This window comes from Bacillus sp. FSL W8-0848 (assembly GCF_038007805.1).
Lineage (GTDB): Bacteria > Bacillota > Bacilli > Bacillales > Bacillaceae > Bacillus > Bacillus glycinifermentans.
Map to the genome: position 1 here is coordinate 478,767 of NZ_JBBOYB010000001.1, position 20,249 is coordinate 499,015.

At 46.7% G+C, this 20,249-nt stretch carries 16 protein-coding genes and 1 pseudogene; 7 read left to right on the top strand and 10 right to left on the bottom strand.

The features are described from left to right. Positions 1-45 precede the first annotated feature (45 nt). The 5 genes and pseudogenes from NSQ39_RS02470 to NSQ39_RS02490 all read right to left on the bottom strand — a co-directional run. A pseudogene (locus NSQ39_RS02470) lies at positions 46-951 on the bottom strand (IS3 family transposase); the annotation flags it as partial. 78 nt (positions 952-1,029) lie between these two features. Further along, the gene (locus NSQ39_RS02475; RefSeq protein WP_341014094.1) at positions 1,030-1,602 is read right to left on the bottom strand and encodes a transposase; all 573 of its coding nucleotides are present in this window, start codon (positions 1,600-1,602) and stop codon (positions 1,030-1,032) included. Positions 1,603-1,689: 87 nt separating this feature from the next. Next, positions 1,690-2,841, bottom strand: coding sequence for a phytase (locus NSQ39_RS02480; RefSeq protein ID WP_175076918.1), 1,152 nt, complete (start codon positions 2,839-2,841; stop codon positions 1,690-1,692). A 158-nt stretch (positions 2,842-2,999) separates the two neighbouring features. Continuing rightward, positions 3,000-3,470, bottom strand: coding sequence for a GyrI-like domain-containing protein (locus NSQ39_RS02485; RefSeq protein WP_046131089.1), 471 nt, complete (start codon positions 3,468-3,470; stop codon positions 3,000-3,002). Positions 3,471-3,576: 106 nt separating this feature from the next. Further along, on the bottom strand, positions 3,577-5,067 hold the full coding sequence (locus NSQ39_RS02490; protein ID WP_216899444.1) for a peptide MFS transporter: 1,491 nt from the start codon (positions 5,065-5,067) through the stop codon (positions 3,577-3,579). Between the two features lie 296 nt (positions 5,068-5,363). On the opposite strand from NSQ39_RS02490, the gene NSQ39_RS02495 reads away from it, so the two are divergent. Then, complete coding sequence (locus NSQ39_RS02495) at positions 5,364-7,100, top strand: right-handed parallel beta-helix repeat-containing protein (protein ID WP_216899459.1); 1,737 nt, start codon at positions 5,364-5,366, stop codon at positions 7,098-7,100. Positions 7,101-7,135: 35 nt separating this feature from the next. Here NSQ39_RS02495 and NSQ39_RS02500 read toward each other — a convergent pair whose 3' ends face one another. Continuing rightward, positions 7,136-7,354 (bottom strand): hypothetical protein, encoded by a 219-nt coding sequence (locus NSQ39_RS02500; RefSeq protein ID WP_048405950.1) that lies wholly within the window; start codon positions 7,352-7,354, stop codon positions 7,136-7,138. Between the two features lie 126 nt (positions 7,355-7,480). Here NSQ39_RS02500 and NSQ39_RS02505 point away from each other — a divergent pair, with 126 nt between their 5' ends. From NSQ39_RS02505 to NSQ39_RS02520, 4 genes are read left to right on the top strand one after another with little or no spacing between them, the layout of a single operon-like run. Further along, a complete protein-coding gene (locus NSQ39_RS02505) occupies positions 7,481-9,124 on the top strand; it encodes a spore germination protein (RefSeq protein WP_175076919.1) in 1,644 nt (547 codons plus the stop codon). Beyond that, positions 9,108-10,319, top strand: coding sequence for a Ger(x)C family spore germination protein (locus NSQ39_RS02510; RefSeq protein ID WP_216899446.1), 1,212 nt, complete (start codon positions 9,108-9,110; stop codon positions 10,317-10,319). The genes NSQ39_RS02505 and NSQ39_RS02510 overlap by 17 nt, the downstream gene beginning before the upstream one ends. 25 nt (positions 10,320-10,344) lie before the next feature. Next, positions 10,345-11,454 (top strand): GerAB/ArcD/ProY family transporter, encoded by a 1,110-nt coding sequence (locus tag NSQ39_RS02515; protein WP_046131084.1) that lies wholly within the window; start codon positions 10,345-10,347, stop codon positions 11,452-11,454. Positions 11,455-11,502: 48 nt separating this feature from the next. After that, on the top strand, positions 11,503-12,231 hold the full coding sequence (locus NSQ39_RS02520; RefSeq protein WP_216899448.1) for a MerR family transcriptional regulator: 729 nt from the start codon (positions 11,503-11,505) through the stop codon (positions 12,229-12,231). A gap of 97 nt (positions 12,232-12,328) precedes the next feature. On the opposite strand, the gene NSQ39_RS02525 is transcribed toward NSQ39_RS02520, so the two are convergent. After that, the gene (locus NSQ39_RS02525; protein WP_046131082.1) at positions 12,329-13,012 is read right to left on the bottom strand and encodes an ABC transporter ATP-binding protein; all 684 of its coding nucleotides are present in this window, start codon (positions 13,010-13,012) and stop codon (positions 12,329-12,331) included. Between the two features lie 15 nt (positions 13,013-13,027). Beyond that, a complete protein-coding gene (locus NSQ39_RS02530; RefSeq protein WP_341014103.1) occupies positions 13,028-14,491 on the bottom strand; it encodes an ABC transporter permease in 1,464 nt (487 codons plus the stop codon). Positions 14,492-14,699: 208 nt separating this feature from the next. On the opposite strand from NSQ39_RS02530, the gene NSQ39_RS02535 reads away from it, so the two are divergent. Then, positions 14,700-15,389 carry a response regulator transcription factor gene (locus NSQ39_RS02535; protein WP_046131081.1) on the top strand — a complete coding sequence of 230 codons (690 nt, stop codon included), beginning with the start codon at positions 14,700-14,702 and terminating at the stop codon, positions 15,387-15,389. Beyond that, positions 15,379-16,803, top strand: coding sequence for a sensor histidine kinase (locus tag NSQ39_RS02540; RefSeq protein WP_046131080.1), 1,425 nt, complete (start codon positions 15,379-15,381; stop codon positions 16,801-16,803). Before NSQ39_RS02535 ends, NSQ39_RS02540 begins: the two co-directional genes overlap by 11 nt. 38 nt (positions 16,804-16,841) lie before the next feature. On the opposite strand, the gene NSQ39_RS02545 is transcribed toward NSQ39_RS02540, so the two are convergent. Both NSQ39_RS02545 and NSQ39_RS02550 read right to left on the bottom strand, forming a co-directional pair. After that, complete coding sequence (locus NSQ39_RS02545) at positions 16,842-18,560, bottom strand: methyl-accepting chemotaxis protein (protein ID WP_046131079.1); 1,719 nt, start codon at positions 18,558-18,560, stop codon at positions 16,842-16,844. A gap of 110 nt (positions 18,561-18,670) precedes the next feature. Beyond that, complete coding sequence (locus tag NSQ39_RS02550; protein ID WP_046131078.1) at positions 18,671-20,032, bottom strand: aspartate kinase; 1,362 nt, start codon at positions 20,030-20,032, stop codon at positions 18,671-18,673. Positions 20,033-20,249 lie beyond the last annotated feature (217 nt).

Consider the following 20,249-nt stretch of genomic DNA (forward strand, 5'->3'; position numbering starts at 1 on the left):
TGATCTGCACCCTGTCAAGTAGACAGTGGAAATAACTAAAACACACTAGACGGCTTTAGCCCTGTATTCCACTGGGCTGAGGCCGTTTAGTTTTTCTTGTAGACGATCGTGGTTGTAAAAGTGGATATATTCATCAATTGCGCTTTGAAGTGCCTCAAATGTCTCGTACGAATTCCGTCTGTATTTCTCGCATTTTAATTTCCCCCAAAACGACTCAATGGGGCCGTTATCAATACAGCGGCCGACGCGGGACATACTCTGTGTCATATTTGCGTTTTCAATCATCCTTCTAAACTGGTGGGACGTGTATTGAAAACCTCTGTCGCTGTGAAGGAGAGGACGTGCGTTTGGGGCTGCCTCAAGCGCTTGGTTCAAGGTTTTAAACACAAGGGCGTTATTATTGGATTTCCCCAGCACATAAGACACGACCATTCCCTCATGAAGATCTAAAATGGCACTGAGGTACGCTTTCCGATGGCCGTATTTTAGCTCTGTCACATCAGTCACCCATTTTTGATTTGGTTTGTCCGCTTTAAACTCTCGATTCAGGATATTTTCGGACACATGTTGAGGCGTCGCTTTGCCGTAACGTTTTTTCTTCCGCCGAATGACACACTCCAGCTTGGCAATTTTCATCAGCCGATAGATGCGCTTATGATTGAGGCGCTCTTTAAAGCGGCGGTTCATGTTTAAGGTCATTCTGCGGTATCCGTAGATACCGCCAATTTGTTCGTGAAGTAGCGCCATTTTGGCGATAATCTTTTCATTCTGTTTTTCTCTCGCTGAAGGTACTCGGCTCCTCCATTTGTAATACCCCTGGCGCGAAACTTCGGCAATCTCACATAACATTTGGACAGAAAAGCCTTCTTTTCGATTCAGCTCTAAAATGGCGAGATATCGATCTTCGTACCGAACCTGACTTAGAACCGCCTCCTTTTGATCTCTTCCAACTTTTTTAAGAACGCATTCTCTGCGCGCAAACGCTCATTTTCCTGTTCCAGCCGTTTGTTTTCCCGTTGAATTTTTTCTTCAGGTGTCAGTTCTTCTTCGGTTTTGCGTTTTCCCTCGGTTGTCTTTTAAGGCCTCTTCTCCGCCTTCTTGATACTTTTTCACCCATTGATACACCTGTTGGTAGGAGACTTGATGAATCTCCATTGATCTGGCGTAGTCCTTTCCATGAGCTAGACAATCCTTCGCAATCTCAATCCGTTCTTCCAATGAAACGTTCTTCCGTTTGGTCATCAAACGATTCCTTCCTCTCCCGCTGTCTTTTAACGTTTTATGACCATTATAAAGCTCAACCCACTTCATGAGTACGGATTTACTGGAAATCTTATATTTTCTCGAGATTTCTCTTTGAGAGTAGCGTCCGGATAAGAAGTCTTTCACGGCATTGTATTTTAATTCTGCGGGATAGAACTTATGGCGCTTTGAACGTTCCAAACTCTCCACACCCGCCATATCATGCGATGTTCTCCATTCACGAATTGTTTCGGCATGAATGTCATATTTTTCTGCGATCTCCTTCACCGAATTATTCTCCTGATCACATTCTGATAGAATATTCAATTTTTCCTTTTTTGAAAACCATTTTCCAGCCATGAAAAAACTCCCCCAAGGCAAACAGATTTTTTTATTTCATCTGTCTACCTTTAGGGGAGCATATCAGATTCTCCGGATTTTTCTCGCTTATTCTGCGCGGTTTTTCAGGCTGCGGGGATTTACCTGATCTTTCAGAGCAGGTAAAGAATCCAAGGCTGCCCCGATCTTTTCCCAAGAGACGATTTTGAAATTTTGGTTCTTTAACGCGCCGTTTTCGGTATTTTCGCCGTCTTGGGCAACAAAGATCCCGTACGGATATTTCTTGCCGAGTCCGAAGCCGAGGACGTCGATTCCATCCGTATCGCTTGTCCCGTCAATGGCTTTGCCGTCTGCGATTGTAAACGCGCCGATATATTTGTGATCTCCCTGGCGGTCATAGATGGCGTATCTGTTATCGCCCTGGCTTGATGCGAGCAAATACCCCGTACCGTCTGCACCGTAATAAATGGTCAGCCCTTCAATGTCTGCGGTCAGATGCCTTCCGTCAGCCCGATCGATGACCTTTCCGTATTTGCCGCCGTTCGGTTCGGCGCTGAATGCCCAAATCGCGACATCCTCCTCAGCGATGTACAAGTTGCCGTATTCGTCATCTGCTGCAAGTCCTTCTGTTTGCGAGCCCATTTGAAATGCCCGCACCTTTTTGCCCTCGACTTGTCCTTTTCCGTTGTCCGACAGCTCATACTGTTCAAATTCGCCGTCCTTTCCCGTCACCATCGCATAGAACTTTCCGGTTTTCTGGCTGTGGTATAAGCTGAATCCGTAGACTTCATTGATGGCCGTTTTAATCGGCTTTTTCGGATTGACGATCGATGTCAGCTCGGCTTTAGCGCCGTTGAACGCGTATATTTCGATCGTGTTTTTTCCGGCTGATCTGTTGGATGCTCCGACAATATCGACCGTCCTGTCTCCCAGCGGGAAATTGTAGCGAAGGTCAACATTGTTTAATTGACCGAATGGATAGGAGGCAAGCTGCTTTCCCTCAAGATCATACACGATTAAGCCGGATTGTTTATTCGTGGTGATCAGCCTGCTTTTATCAGGATGTTTTGGATCAACCCAGATAGCCGGATCATCTGCGGCGTCATCGGCGCTGTTCACAGGCTCTGTTTCCATATCGGCAGTCACCGTGAAGTCTTTTGCGGCGGCTGCCTTTGTTTGAGGAAGCCCGCTCCATGGAGAAACGAAAATACATGCTGCAAGAACAGATGCAGCGGCCGTTTTGGATAAAGTATATTTCATATGACACCCTCCTTTTTATTGGAATTTATCATAGCAAATATATGTAAGTTGAAAATTAAAGAAATGTTAATTTTTGCTAAAGAAGAAGCGGGTTAATCCAATGCAGATGGAGAATTCTATAGTCCGCATACTGGAATTCCAAATAACTTTGTCCAGATTCAATGCGGAGAGCGAATGATTGGAACGTATATATCAAATTCGGGTGCGCTTAGATCCTGGTCTATCGGATAAAACTCCATGTGTGTGAAAGCTTTGTCGTTTAATTGAAAGCCGTTTGCTTTAATCCACTGATAGACGTTTCGATAAGTTGCTTCCGGATTTTCATCCTGCGGGTGCCTGGCATACGCATATGTCAGGGGAGGAACCTGAAAGCTGATCATTCCCGCCGGAAGAACTTCAGGCAGGCCGTCTGTTTCCATCAAAATGCAGAAATCGAATTGCTCTTCGCCGAAATGTTTCGAAATCGCCCACATTCCCCTGTCATCCTTCACGCCGATTATTTGCCGATAACGCTTCTTCAATTGCAAAATGACGCCGTGCAGCTTTTTTGCATGGGCTTCTTCGAATGTGACGGTTTTTGTAAAGCCGACTCCGGTAAATCCGGATTTTGCCGTTGCAGTGATTTCCATTGTTTCAGCCTCCATTTCCAAATTGATATTCAATTATTCGATAAACCAAAAGCGAATCCTCTAAAAAAAAGCAGCCTGTCTTATAGACAGGCTGCCGGGTGTTCGATTAACGAACGCCTTTCATAAATTTTTGAATTTTTGGAGAGAGCATAAATAAAATCAATCCCAATACGATAGCTACTCCGCCGATCGTTCCGAAATAGGCGATTTCAGTGTTTGTATTGTAATACTTTACGATCTGTGCATTGATGGCTTGTGCCGAAGCATTTGACAAAAACCAGAGGCTCATCGTCTGCGCGGAGAAAGCAGCAGGAGCAAGCTTTGACGTTGCAGATAAGCCGACTGGGGAGAGGCATAATTCCCCGAGCACGACAATCAAAAAGCTCAGTACGAGCCACATTGGATTAGCAAGCGATTGAGTGCCGTTAATGTAGGCAGGGAAAATCATGACGATGAATGACAAGCCGGCCAGAATCAGCCCGAGCGAAAATTTCGTCGGAGTCGACGGCTGGCGGTTGCCGAGACGCATCCAGAGCCACGCGAATACCGGCGCGAGCACGACGATAAACAGCGGGTTTAACGATTGAAACCATGATGATTGCAACTGCAGGCCCATAAATTCTAAATGAGTCCGTTTGTCTGCATACGTTGCCAAGATATTGGCGCCCTGCTCCTGAATCGCCCAGAACATCATCGATGCGATAAACAGCGGAATATAAGCGATAAGACGGGATTTTTCGTCACTTGTCGTTTTCGAGCTGCAAAACATTACGATGAAATAAGCCAAAGGAATCAGGATGCCGAGAATGCTGACAAGCATCGTAAACACGTTGATCGTCAAAAGGCCTTTCATAATGAAAAAAGCGGCGATGATGGCGATGAGTAAAACACCGAGGCCGAGGCGCACGAATACTTTTTTCCGTTCAGCCGGCGTCATCGGATTCGGAACGACTTGACCTGCTTGTCCGAGGTTTTTCTTTCTTGTCAGCACGTATGTGACAAGTCCGATGAACATTCCGACGGCGGCAAGGCTGAATCCGAGATGATAGTTGTACGTCTGGCCGACAGTGCCGACGATAATCGGTGCAAGGAATCCGCCAAGGTTAATCCCCATGTAGTAGATGCTGTACCCTGAATCGCGTCGGGTATCCTCAGGGCTGTACAGGTCGCCGACAATGCTTGATACGTTCGGCTTTAAAAGGCCTGTCCCGATGATGATCAAAAACATGCTGGCGAAGAAAGCGGGGACGCTGCCAGGGAACGACAAGAGAATGTGTCCGAACATAATGAACACGCCGCCGTAAAATACCGTTCTTGCCGTGCCGAGGAGCCTGTCCGCGATCCAGCCGCCGATGATTCCCGACATATAGACGAGGGAGCCGTAAACGGCCATAATCGAGTTTGCCGTGCTTTCATCAAAGCCGAGGCCGCCTTTGGACACTTGTGTATACAAATAATAGATAAGGATCGCTCTCATGCCGTAGTAAGAGAAACGCTCCCAAAATTCAGTGAAAAATAGAGTGAAGAGCCCGCGGGGATGTCCAAAAAACCCCTTTTGCGGAATGTTTTGAATAATTTCATTTTGATGATTAGACATTCGCAATACTCCTTCATTTTTGAGCTTATTATAAAAATCATATTCTTATATAATGATCGTGTCAATACACCTTAAATTGATTTATCTATTGATTAGGGAAAAAGACCCCGCTGATAAAGCGCTTTATATAAGGTAAGAAAAAAGATTTTCGGGGAGTGTTTAATATAAAGATTTTTTGATAAAATTTTATCTATTTTTGTACAAGCGAATGTTAATAGAGCGGCATATATATGAGAGAATAGAAGATTTTTCAAAAGGAGGCTGAATATACTGTGCCAGAGCCGCAAGCCGAGGAAATGACAATGACGGTTGCCGATGTGACAAAATTCGGCGCTGTCGGCGACGGTAAGACAGATTGCACAAACGCAATCAACGAATGTCTGAAATGGGCGAAGTCTATGGGCATCCATACAGTATGGATACCGAATGGCACATACTTGATTGATGCGACGCAAAACGGCGATCCCGCATTCCCTTTTCGAAACGCGGGAATCAATGTACCAGGCGGCATTGCAATCAAGATGGATGCCGAAGCGGTCATGCAGGTCAAGCCAAACGGTTCATGGGGATATTCTGTCTTTTATATAGGCGGTGAATCGAACGTTAAAATATCCGGAGGCGCAATCATCGGTGACAGGGATGATCACACTTACACGCCAACGCCGAGGCCGACGCACGAATGGGGATTCGGCATCTGTGTCGAGGGTGCGTCTCGTGTGCTGATCGAAAACGTGAGATTAGCCGATTTTACCGGTGACGGCATCATCATCAGCGCCGGCGGTCAAGACTACAGACCTTCAGTGGACGTGACGGTGCGAAATTGTAACATCAGCCGTTCCCGGAGAAATAACATCTCGATCACGGGCTGTGACGGCGTACTGGTTGAAGGGTGCAACATTCGGGATGCAGGGACCGGAAACGGCACGGCCCCGCGGTTTGGCATCGATATCGAAGGTTACAGTGAAGGATCTGTCTTCTATGAAAAACCTGTCAATGTCACCATTCGAAATAACGTCTTCAAAGGCAATGTAAACAGCGCGGTCACCAATTTTAACGGAGCCTCTGTGTTAATAGAAGGAAACCACGCAGACGGCACCATTTCTTATGGATACGGGGTCAAGACGATCATTGCCGGCAATGTTTTGGAAAACAATCCGGATGCAGACCGGCCGAAAACGGGCATTGCCGGACTGGGAACAGACACCTTGGGGGAAGAGCGTAATGCGGTGATTAAAGGCAATTTGATCACCGGCTTTTCGACGGGCATGGATATCCGCGGCAAAAGCGTTCTTGTCTCAGGCAATAAGATAAACAATTTTGAAAATGCGGGGATTTCGGTTTATGCGGCATCACAGGTTTTCATTGAAGGAAATGATATCGAAAACGGCGTGCCGGAAAAAAAGAAAAGCGTCGGCTTCAGCGTTATCCAGTCAGACCGCATTACCTTTTCCAACAACAGCATTACGGGCGTCATCCTCGGGGTAAGAAGCTCTGGCGATGATGTGCAATTGAAACAAAACGTCATCAAATTGTTTTCGAGAGGGGTCTGGATCTCACAGGGGAACGCGGTGATCGAAGGCAACTTCATTTCACCGGCCTCGTTTCAAATCGTGCCGGAATCCTATTCATTATCCGTCACAGATCGGGCTTCCGCCGTCATTCAGAATAACACCATCACCGGTTTTAAAAATTTTGCGATCTACTGCTCGACGGAAAAGGAAACGAAAATATTCGGCAATATGATTGAAGATTCCTCCCTTGTCGTGACGATTTATATGACGTCTGGAACGCATGAATTCATCGGCAATACCGTTTCTCTCGTCAGAGAGGAAAGGCCGGCCATCATCCTCTTCATCAGCCAGTCAACAGGCTCCCTCATCATGAACAATACCATCCACAGCCGTTCGGCAGACGGAATCACAGCCATCCAAACCGATGCTTCAACACAATCGAGAATCATCGGAAACACGGTTGTGAAAGGGACGATTCACAGTCATCAGACAGATGTTGTAAAAGGAAACATAATCGTTTGAGAAACAAGGCTCCCATTGCGAAGGGAGCCCGTTTTTTATGTCCTTTTTTTCTTTTTTCTGCCGTTCAAAATCGCTGCTGCCGTGAGAAATAGAAAATAGAAAAGGATGATCACATATTCGCCCAGCTCTAAAGTGGTGAACGTCATATTATTGACCACCGCCTCATGCAGCGTCATCCCCTGATAAAAATCGAGCACGATGGAAAACGTCATTAAGCAGATGAACAGCAAAACCCCGATCCCGATGACCTTCATAACCACCACTCTCCGTTCCCCGTTATTTTCTCTGTTTTCACGAAGCGCTATGCGCTTAAGCGGGTATAAATGATCTGTTGTTAGGAAAAATACGAAAAACAAGAAAAAAAGGGGATTCTGACAGCTATGCCATTCTTTTTTAAAGGCCGTTATCAAGCGAAACAAAAACATGAATCTCTTATGAATGGGGACGAAACGCCGGAAAACGACCATGTTGCAGGCGATGTCCGTTATTCACTTGCTGACAATCTTAATCTTATAAAAGAAAAAACGGGAAACAGCTCAGATATCGTGATCCGCAGGCTGAAGACCGGCGCCGAATCGAAAGTAGAGACAGCCATTGTTTATGTCGGCGGCATTGCGGATGAAAAGACGATTCATGAATTTCTCATTGAATCGATCACGAACTCCGAGAAACTAAATGAAAAAGAGACAGGACAGGAAGTCATCGATTGTATTTCCGCCGACTCCGTTTCACTGGGCGGTGTAAAGCAGAAAACGAGCTTTTCAGCGGTTCTCAATTCGCTGATGGCCGGGGATACCGTCATTTTTGTGGATCGAACGCAGAGCGCGATAATCGCCAGTACAAAAGGGGGAGAAAAGCGTTCCATTAACGAGCCTGAAAACCAGCGGGCGTTTCGCGGGTCGCGCGAAGGGTTTATCGAATCGCTTGATACAAACATTTCGCTTGTCAGAAAAATCATCAAAAATCCAAACCTCTGGGTCGAAAAAATGAACATGGGCAGCGTGACGAAAACCGATGTTGCGATCATGTACATCAACGGGATCTGCAATGAAAAAACGGTGAAAGAAGTCAAAAAAAGGCTCGCAGGAATTGAAATGGACAGCATCCTTGAATCAGGCTATATTGAACAGCTGATCGAGGATGTCTCATTTACGACATTTCCGACGATTTATCATACGGAACGGCCTGATATGGTCGCCGGCAATCTCCTTGAGGGAAGGGTCGCGATCTTTGTTGACGGAACGCCGTTCGTTTTGCTCGTTCCCGCGGTATTCATTCAGTTTTTTCAATCTGTCGAAGATTACTATTCCCGTTTTGATATTGCGACATTTATCCGATTTTTACGCGTTCTCATTTTCTTTATATCGTTGATCGCTCCCGCCGTTTATGTAGGAGCTACAACGTTTCACCAGGAGATGATTCCGACGGAGCTCTTGATCGTCATTGCCGCCCAGCGCGAAATCGTTCCGTTTCCGGCCGTTGTGGAGGCTTTGATCATGGAAATTTCCTTTGAGATATTGCGCGAAGCGGGCATCCGGCTACCAAAGGCGATCGGCTCTGCTGTGTCGATCGTCGGCGCCATCGTCATCGGACAAGCGGCGGTGCAGGCCGGAATCGTCTCCCCTGCAATGGTCATTGTCGTGGCGATTACGGCAATATCCAGCTTTGCGACGCCGGCGTTTGCAATGGCCATTTCCGCCCGGATAATTCGCTTTTTATTCATAATAGCCGCGGCGGCGACAGGGTTTTACGGCATTATTCTCGGATTGATCTTCATGTTTGTCCATTTAAGCAGCATTCGTTCCTTCGGTGTTCCTTATATGACGCCGTTTGCGCCGTTTATTCCCAAAAATTGGGGAGACGCAATTTTCCGGACGCCCTGGTGGACGCATGAGAAAAGGCCGGAACTGCTTGGCAACGACAATAAGCTCCGTCAAGGGAACGATCAAAAACCGGAGCCTCCGGATGACCGGAGCATGAAGGCAAAGCAGCCAAAGGGTGATGGAAATGAAACGCAGCATTAAAATGTTGCTGATGCTGACAGCCGTTTTCCTTCTTCAAGGATGCTGGGACAAAAGAGAGCTGACAGACCTGGCGCTGATCTCCGCCCTTGGGGTTGATAAAGGTGAAAACACAAAGTATGAAGCGACGTTTCAGGTTGTCAATCCGATCAGCGTGACGGGCGGCCTCCAAGGCGGACAAGGGGGAGACCGGCCGCCTATCACAAGCATAACTGTGCCCGGCAACAATTTGACCGAAATCAGCCGCCATGCTTCAACAAAAATTTCGCGGGAACTGTATTATTCGCATACAAATCTTGTTGTTGTTGATGAAGACCTGGCGAAAGACGAGGGCCTCGTCAAAATACTCGATATACTTGACCGCGACCCGGATTTTCGGACGACGTCAACGATCGTTATTGCCCACGGCGCAAAGGCGAAAGATTTGATTAAAGCCCTGACGCCGGTTGATAAAATTCCGGCAAATAAAATCAACAAAACGCTGCAATTTACAGAACAGCAATTGGGAGAGCATTTTAAAACAAGCATTCAGGATGTGCTCAAATGTATAACGTCTCGATCGAGGCATCCGGTCATTTCCTCCTTTAAGCTGACCGGCAGCAAGAAGAAAGCGCCTAAGATGGAAAGCATTCAGTCTACCGATCCGGCGGCGCAGATTGAAGCAAACGGCCTGGCCGTTTTTAAAGAAGGAAAACTTGCCGATTGGCTTGAAGGGGAGAATGCAAGGGGCGTCTTATGGCTGCGGAATAAGGTGCGTCAATCCTATCTTACGATCGATTTGATGAATAAAAAGGACTCCCTTACATTCGACGTCATTCGGCAAAACACGAAAGTAGAAGCGAAGCTCAAAAATAATCAGCCGGCCATATCCGTATACGTCAATATGGAGGGAGATGTCGGAGAAACGACAGTGCCGGTTCTTTTGGACGATCCGAAAGTGCTTAATGAAATCGAAAAAAAAGCGTCAGACAAATTAAAGAAGGAATTGCAGGATACCGTCAAGCTTGTCCAGCAACATAAAACAGATGTCCTTCAATTCGGCGATGTTGTATACAGACGCTACCCGGAGGTATGGAAAAAAATCGAACACCAGTGGGCTGATCAGTATTTTCCCGATTTGGATGTCGATATTACAGTAAACGCGTATGTCCGGAGAACCGGGTTAAGAAGCAATCCAAGCATTTTGAAAGGAAGCTGACGGGAAGAAAAGGAGGGCGTGCGAAATGGAGAAGGCAAAAATCAGTGCAAAGCAGCTGTTCGTATTGATCATTTTGTTTGAACTGGGCAGTTCTCTTTTGGTTATCCCCGGACAATCTGCCGAACAGGATGCCTGGATTGCAATTTTGGGCGGGACTGCCGGCGGTCTCGTCCTGTTTTTGATGCATCATTATTTTTATCAGTTTGATCCCAAGTCAACGGCTTACGAATCGATGTTTAAGGTTCTCGGAAAACCGATCGGCTGGGCGGTGTCTTTTCTCTATATTATTTATTATGCATATATTGCGGCGAGGATTTTGCGGGATTTTGGCGAAATGGTGTTAACATCTGCCTATTCGAACACACCGCTCCTTTTTGTCAACGGAATGTTAATCGCGGTATGCATTTATACCGTGCGAAAGGGGATTGAAGTGCTTGCCCGTGCAGGGGAGCTGTTATTTGGGGTCATGTTTGTGATATCGGCAATAGGCTTCATTTTGATTGTCAGTTCCGGTTTGATCAAACCGTATGAACTGATGCCCGTCCTGGGAAACGGGCCGGGGCCTGTCCTGCATGCCGTGTTTACGCAAACATTGTTTTTTCCGTTTGGCGAAATCATAGTCTTGACATTAATCCTTCCTTTTGTCAATGAGCCGAAAAAGGTCAAAAAAACCGGATTGTCGGCGATCGCCATCAGCGGTTTTCTTTTGGCGCTCAATGTAGCCATCAACATCAGCGTGCTCGGCGTTGATCTCAATAAACGTTCGCGGTTTCCTTTGCTGAGCACGATCCAAACGATACAAGTCGCAGAATTTTTGGACAGACTTGATGTATTTTTCATGCTTGTCCTCGTGATTGGCGGATTCTTTAAGATGGGTGTTTTTATATATGCCGTTACTGAAGGGCTTTCTACATTATTCAAATTGAAGAAGCCGTCAAAAGCCGTTCATGTGGTCGGCATCGTCATTTTGCTTTTATCGGCTTCCATTGCCAGCAACATTTCCGAACACATTAAAGAAGGAATCAGTTTTGTCCCTGTATACGTCCATTTGCCGATGCAAATCATTCTGCCGGCTTTGATTTGCCTCATTGCGCTTGCTAAAAAACGCAAAAATAAAAAAAGCGCAAAGCATTGACCCTGACCTTAGGGCACCCTTTACCATAAACAAACGAGGTGATTTCATGTGCTCTATTCGGTAAAACAGATGGCGGAAATGGCAAACGTCACGATCAAAACGCTGTATCATTATCACAAAATCGGCCTTTTATATCCATGCAAGGTGACGGAAGCCGGCTATCGCCTGTATGGAAGGAAAGAGCTGGAGCGGCTTCAGGAGATTTTGTTTTACCGGGAGCTGGAATTTCCTCTGAAGGACATTAAACAAATGCTGGATGGTGATGCTGATCGACTGACGGTTTTGAACGGGCAAAAAAAGCTTTTTCTTGCGAAGCAGAAAAGAATGCAGCAGCTCATTCAGACGATTGAGGAATCGATCAGGCACACCCGGAAAGGAGAAGCTATGGATCAATCGCAAATGTTTAAAGGATTTTCAAGCAGAGAAGAGTGGGAGGATGCGCTAAAGGAGCAGAATCAATATTTACAGGAGACGTACGAATACGATGTATTGACGGAAAAGCCGATCGATGCGGAAGAGATGAATGAAAAGGCCGCGGAAGCGAGCCGGTTTATGAGCGGGATGGCAGATGCGCTCAGATCGGGGCTGAAGCACGATCACAGGCAAGTCCAGGAATCGATCAAACGGCACATTGGCTTTTTAGGAATATCGGTGGCCGATTTTCAGATGCAGGCGCGCTTTTTCGTAGAAGACGATTTTCATCGGAGCGTGCTCGAAAACGAGCAAACCGGGCTTTCCTATTACATGCTTGCGGCGGCGGAAGCCTTTGCCGCATAAAAAAAGCGGCGGCGTCACTTGAGGACGCCGCCGTTCATAAAGGAAGAAAGCGGGTATATGCAGGTAACCGCAGTCAAGCAACATGCGGCCGCGGCCTTTATCCGGCAGTTTTTCGCTCTTTGATCGTGAAACTGCCTCTTGATAGTCTGATGTTGACATCTGACACCTTGGCGATTTGTTCGTCATGGGTGACCATGATCACGCATTTGTTTTCCTGATGGGCCAGGTGTTGAAACAGCTTAACGATGTCTTTTGATGTGTCTTCATCCAGATTTCCCGTCGGTTCATCGGCGACGATCAAATCGGAGTCACAGCAGAATGCGCGGATAATTGACACCCGCTGCTGCTGGCCGCCGCTCAGCGTCAGCACTTTTTGCCGCGCCTTTTCTTCGCTGATGCCGACTTTCTCAAGCATGTCCAATGCGTATTGATCTTTGTTTTTGATTTGCGATCCCGTAATCTCCATCGCTGATGTGATGTTTTGCAGAGCCGTCATATAAGGCAGAAGGTTGTACGATTGAAATACGATTGAAACATGCTGATTGCGGAAATGGGTGAGCCCCATCTTAGAAATGCTCCGGCCTTTATAGAGGATTTCTCCTTCTTTCGGAACATCAAGCCCCCCGGCAAGGGACAAAAAGGTGGTTTTGCCGGAACCGGAAGTTCCGACAATCGTGTAAAACCGCCCTTGTTTAAACCCGATATTGACGTTTTCAAACAGCGTCTGATCCTGATTTTTATACCAATAACAAACATCTTTAAATTCTAAAATATTGTCCATGATGTTCCCTTCCTTCTATTCGTGTTTTGTTAAAATCGTTTTCGGATGGAACCGCAAAACGGATATCGATGGCAGCAATGTTGCGAATACGGCGATGAGTAGGCCGATGCCCCCAAGCGCCATTAAATCTCCGACCGATACTTGAATGTTGAGCTGGTCAATGGCTTCGGCTTGAGCCGGGCTTTGGCCGAATAAGCCGCCACCGCCCGGCATACCGCTGCCGGGGCCGGTCATTCCGCTTGCAGTCTGGGTGTCCGACGATTGCTCAAGCTGCTGGGCCAGGAGCTGATTCCCGATTTGACCCGCGATAAAATTGCCGGTCAATGCCGAGAGGGCGACTGCTATACTTGCGATCATCAAGATTTCGGTCAAAAATTGGCCGATCAGCTTCCAGCGTTTCTCGCCGATCGCCATTAAGACGCCCATTTCATACTTTCTTTCTCTGATCGACATCATGACGATCAAACCGAGTATCACCGCTCCTGCAATCGTGACGAGATAGACGACATTTTTAGAGAATGAAGCTACGTTTTCGATAGGACCGACCATCTGCTGATATAATTGATCGTTTGCATCCAATGTGAATGTGTCCAAATCGATGCCTGTTTTCTTGGCAGCCGCAATGAAAGAGTCGATATTGGAAGCGTCGTCCATGTTGTAAACGGCTTCGTCAATCGCGTTTTTATAGTTGTCTCCTTTTAAAGCCGATGCGGCTGTATACGGCGTGTAGATCTTGTTGTACGGATTCAAAAACGAGAAGTTTTGCGCCTGGTTGTCACCTGAAGCCGTCGTTTTGTAAATTCCTACGATTTTCAATTTGATCGTTGTGTTTTCGTCCGTACTTGCTTTGACTTTGGTCGTGTCCCCGACTGTCAAATCGTTTTCTTCGGCAAGGTTTTTTTCGATCACGGCGACTTTTTTATTCACGTCATCATTCGTTAAAGCGCGCCCTTTCGTGATTTTTGATGTGCCGTCAGAAAAATCGTCGACTAAAGATGTGCTTGTAACACCTTCGATCGATACATCGGCCTGCATCATCTTTTGCCCGCCCTGCCCATTGCCGCCAGGCCCGGCAGACTGCTGGCCGCTGTTTGCATCAGATGAATCAGAATCGCTGCTGCCAGTTTCAATCGGATCGAAATTTTCCGCTAAAGCAGACGTTGATGAGATGAAATTATAGCTTTTGACATGGTCAAGGCTTGCGAGTTTTTTAGCTGATTTGACGGAAACCGGAGTCGATTCAAATCGTTGTTTTTCCCCTGACTTCTGTTGTTTTTGCATCATTTTTTCCCTGTCAACCTTCAGGGTAACGCTGCCCCCCAGCTGTTCTCTTGCCAGTTCGCCCGATTTTGTGGCGGCTGACTGGATCGTAAGCCCCGTAAGCACCAAAACGCAAATCATCGTAAAGACAAATAATTGTAACAGTGTTTTTCCTTTCTTCGCTTTCATGCTCCAAAAGGCGCGTTTGAAAAAATTCATGATCATTTATTCCTCCATATTGATATGTTTATGAATCACTTAAATTAAAACGTCAGGACTTTTGCCTTACTGATTTCATATTAGTCAGTACTTATGAAAAAATTATGACCAAACTGTTGCCGGTCTTTTAAATGTTTGCCAAGGAATTGAGAAATAGGAGAGCCGTGTGTAAAATGAATCTAACGTTGTCTAGCGGAGGCGCATTTACATGAAAATATTAATGATCGAAGATAATCTAAGCGTATGTACAATGACGGAAATGTTTTTTGCGAAAGAAGGATTTGAGACGGAATTCGTCCATGACGGACTTGAGGGATATAACCGATTTAAATCGGACAAGTGGGATTTGCTGATCATCGATTTGATGCTGCCGTCAATGGACGGCGTCACGATCTGCAAAAAGGTCAGGGAAGAAAGCACCGTACCGATTATTATGCTGACGGCAAAGGATACGGAATCTGACCAGGTGCTCGGCTTTGAACTCGGCGCCGACGATTATGTGACGAAGCCGTTCAGCCCGCTGGCGCTCGTGGCCAGAATCAAAGCGGTCAGCAGACGGTATCAAAGCACAGAGCAGCAAGCGGCCGCCGCTGATCCGGACATTCTTGAAACCGAATGCTTTCAAATCAACAAAAAAACGAGAGAGGTCTTTTTAAACGGTGAACAAATCAAGAACCTGACGCCTAAGGAATTTGATTTATTGTATTATATGGTGCAAAGCCCGAAACAGGTTTTTTCAAGGGAGCAGCTGCTTGAGCAAGTGTGGGGCTACCAATTTTACGGGGATGAGCGGACCGTTGACGTTCATATTAAACGGCTGAGAAAAAAGCTCGGCAGCGATTCGCGGCCTTTTCTGTACACCGTTTGGGGAGTAGGGTACAAGTTTGATGAGGATTAAGTATATTTATCAGCTGCTGACCAGCCACATCAGTATTTTAATTCTGGCTTTCGCGATCACGGGCGCGGTGTTTTCGCACTTTGTCAAAGATTTCGCCTACCAGAGCAAAGTCAGCGAGCTGACAACCTACGGCTACCGCATCATGGGGGAAATGGAAGAGCATCCTCCCGGAGATCAGCCGATCATGAAGCCTTTTGCCGAAATTTTAAAAAGCAGGCAGATCAATTTCTTTCTTTTCAATGCAAAAAAAGAGGTCTTGATGACTCCCGACCACTTGCGGCCGCGAAAATTGCTGCTGAAAGATGAAGAGTGGAAAGAGCTGAAGGAAGGAAAGCCGGTCGTCGTCAAAACCGACCTGCAGCGCTTTAATCAGGAAGTCTCGGTCGTAGCGCTCCCGAACTTCGTCAACAATGAGTTCCAGGGAGGCATCCTGCTTACGGCTCCGATCAGCGGCACGGAAGAAATGATCAGCCAAATGAACCGGTTTATGCTGTGTACGGCGGCAGGCGTCATCCTGCTTGCTTTCCTTTTGAGCTGGCTGACGTCAAAATTCCACGTCGGCCGCATCCAAAAGCTGCGCGACGCGACGAAAAAGGTGGCGGCGGGCGACTATAACATCCATATCGAAAACCGCAATATGGACGAAATCGGCGATCTCGGCGCAGACTTTAACGTCATGGCACAGAAATTAAAGAGCTCAAGCGAAGAAATCGACCGGCTTGAGAAACGGAGACGGCAGTTTATCACAGATGTGTCCCACGAATTAAAGACGCCACTCACGACGATCAGCGGTTTGGTGGAAGGGCTGAACAGCCGGACCATTCCGGAAAATCAGCAGGAAAAATGCCTGAAGCTGATTACGGAAGAGACGAAACGGCTCATCCGCCTTGTCAACGAAAATCTCGATTACGAGAAAATCCGCTCCAACCAGATTACGCTGAATAAGCTGCATTATCCGCTGATCGAGGTATTTGAAATCATCAAAGAACAGCTGGCGATTCAAGCGGAGGAAAAAAACGACAAACTGATACTTGACGTGGGGGAGCATGTAATGGTGCATGCGGACTATGACAGGCTGATCCAAATTCTCGTCAACATCACGAAAAACAGCATTCAATTCACAACGAATGGAACCGTTTGGCTGAGAGGATGGGAAGACTACAAGGAAACGGTGATCGAAATAGAGGATACCGGAATCGGCATTGATGAAAAGGATATCGAAAGCATTTGGGACCGTTTTTACAAAGCGGATCTGTCGCGGACGAACACGCCTTATGGAGAATACGGGCTCGGTCTGTCGATCGTCAGACAGCTCGTTGCCCTTCATCAAGGAACAGTGGAGCTTACGAGCGAGAAAAACAAAGGAACGAAATTTGTGATTCGCCTGCCGCTGACATTAAGGGATGATGATTAAAAAGGAAGCCGCCTTGCATGAAAGGCGGCTTCTTTCTTTTAGTCTTTGATTTTGAATTTCTCGATTAAGTGCTGCAATTCTTCGGCGTTTTGCGCGAGAATTTGTGCGGAAGATGCGATTTCTTCCATTGAAGCAAGCTGCTCCTGTGTCGCTGCACTGACCGTTTGCGTGCTTTCGGCCGCTGTTTCGGCCACTTCCTGTACGCCGGAAATCGCTGTTTCAATTTCGTTTGTACCGGCTGTCAGGTTTCTTACTAAAGCTGTAACATCGTTGATTTGGGCAACCGCTTCTTTAATCGAACTCTCGATTTTCCGGAAAGCGCCGCCTGCTTCATTGACGACGACAAGCCCTTCCTTGACTTCGCCTGTTGCCGAAATGACGGTATTCATCGTCTCTTTTGTATCATTCTGAATGATGGCGATCAATTTAGTGATCTGTTCTGCGGAGTGGGCCGACTGCTCGGCAAGCTTTCTGACTTCATCCGCCACGACGGCGAACCCTTTCCCTTGTTCGCCTGCTCTTGCCGCTTCAATTGCCGCGTTTAACGCCAGCAAATTCGTTTGTTCGGCGATGCTCGTAATCACTTCGGTAATCTTGCCGATTTCATCTGAGCGATCTGACAAATGCTTAAACGCTTCCGAGAGGGAGACGACCGTTTCATTGATCGACGTCATTTGAGCGCCGACTTTTTCGATTGCTTTCGTTCCCTCGATTGACATCTGCGCCGATTCGCCTGCTGTTGAAGCGGCTTTTTCAGCATTGGAGGAAATTCTTCCGGCGAATTCGGTCATCCCTTTAATGATGGTTCTGCTGCTTTCAACGCTTTCTGCCTGTTTTTCAGAACCTGAGGCAAGCTCCTGGATTGTCGAGGAAATGTATTCGCTCGCTTTTGTGCTTTCCTCGGCGCTTGCGCTTAGCTGCTGAGAAGAAGCCGCCACTTGATGGGACGTCTCGCCGACCGTTTCAATAATCGAGCGAACACCTGCTACCATTTGGTTAAAGGATGCCGTCAGCATGCCCACTTCATCCTTCGATTGATACGTTCCTTTGACGGTAAAATCGCCTTGCTCTGTTTGTGCAAATAATCTCTGAATCTCTTTAATCGGCCTGACGATCAATCTTGTCATCAGGAGTCCGCAAGTGACGGACAGGATAAGGGCTGCGGCAATCACGATGATGAGCAGCATGACAATCGAACCTGCTTCTTTCGTATCCTGCTGATATCTCGTTTTTGCATTTTCGGAATTTAATGTTTGAATCTCATCGAACAGCTTATTGACAGCCGTTCTTTGCGGCTCCACATTTTTTAAATAATACGCGTACGCTTCCTTGTTTTTATTTGCTATCGCCAAATTGAGCATGTCGTTGCTTGCATTTTGCAGTTTCGTATATTCTGATTTAAATGTTTCGTATTTTTCTTTTACGTTATCCGGCAAATCCAGCTTATCGATCTGCTCCATTGCGGTTTTGTTTTCTTCGTTTTTTTTCTCAACGTCTTTTTGAAGCTGATCATTGATGCTGTCGTCTTCGGTTACCATCAGTTCGAAATTGTTCGCATCTATTTCAAGGTTGTTTGCCCTCAGCTTCGAAAATAATTGGTTGGGGACTAATTGCCCCTGATAAATGGCCTCAGATCCCTTTGAAATTTTGTTGAGGCCGTTTATGCCCTGAAGGCCGACGATTAACAGGGCAATCGCAGATAGCAGGATGATGATAAACAGTTTACCCCTGATTTTGATATTTTTAAGTAGATTCATGTTTGTTGCCCCCGTCATTTATTTATTTTATATATCGGGCCTTTTCAAGAGATTTTAAATGGGGGCGGAATATTTTCTGACAACAAAAAAACCCCATAAAAAGGGGTTTTTCAGACAAGCACTTTGGCGAAAAATTCCTGGTATAAAGCGTGGACGGCCTGTTTTTCCTGGGCTTCTTTGACGCCGAACATCATGCTGACCTCAGATGAGCCCTGATTGATCATTTCGATGTTGACGTGAGCGTCAGACAGAGCTTTTGCCGCCCTTGCCGTTGTTCCGACGTTGTGGCGCATCGCTTCACCGACGACCATGACCAGGGCAATGTTGTGCTCAACCGTCACTTCATCGGCGTCCAATTCATCCTTGATCCGCTTAATGATCCGGTTTTCGATCGTATCATCCATCTGGTTCTGTCTTAAAATAATCGTCATGTCGTCGATGCCTGACGGGATATGTTCGTATGTCAGTCCGTCGTCTTCAAGAATCTGAAGGACGCGGCGTCCGAATCCGATTTCGCGGTTCATCAAATATTTGCTGATGTATATGCTGCAAAAGCCGCTGTCACTGGCGATGCCGACGACCGGACCGTTCGTGTTGTCGCGCTTTGTGACGACTCTTGTCCCTTCTGCAGACGGATTGTTCGTATTTTTGATCTGCACCGGTATGTTCGCGCGGAAAGCGGGAATTAGCGCTTCATCATGAAAGACGGAAAAGCCGGCGTAGGACAGCTCGCGCATTTCTCTGTATGTCAGTTCGCGGATCTCTTTCGGATGCGGAACGATCGAAGGATTGACCGTGTAGACCGCATCAACGTCCGTGAAGTTTTCGTACAGTTCCGCTTTTAAGCCGTTCGCCAAAATCGAGCCCGTAATATCTGAACCGCTCCGAGAAAACGTAATCACTTCGCCTTCCTCATTAAAGCCGAAGAATCCGGGAAATACGATAATGCCCAGCTCTTGTCTGAGCTGAAACAGATTATCATACGATTCTGGCAGCACCTGGGCGTTTCCCGGTTCACTCGTTACGAAAAGGCCTGCGTCTTTCGGATTGACATAATGGGCTTCAACTCCGCGATGGCGGAAATAAGCCGCGACCAGTTTGGCGTTATTGTCTTCACCGCTCGCTTTGATCGCATCGATAAAGCGTTCCGGGCTCTGTTTATCGCTTTGAAGCAGGCGGAGCAAATCGGAGCGGATCAGGCCGATGACTTCATTTCCGAGTCCGACTTCCAGCGCAATATCGGCGTACCGTCCGACGATTTCTTCAACCAGCTCAGGCGCCTCCCCTTTTGATAAATACCGTTCGGCACAGGCGATAAGCAGATCGGTTACTTTCGTGTCTGCTGCATGCCGTTTCCCCGGCGCTGATACGACGACAGCTCTCCGCTTTGGATCTTGTGCGACGATGTCAAAAACCTTTTCAAGCTGAGCGCCGGTTGCTAACGAACTGCCGCCAAATTTAACGACCTTCATGTTTTACATCTCCTAAAGTTTTAATTTTCACAATAAATTTAATTTTTATTATTACGCTTTTTTCAGGAAGAATCAAGGTTTTTCTTTCCTGTATGAACAAATGTGTTTTTTGAAGAGGACTTTAGAGGGCGGTTTTTGCTTTCTTTCAATCTGAATCATATTGACTATGTGAGAAAAGGTGATAAGATGATGGATGGGCTCTTATTGATAATGATAA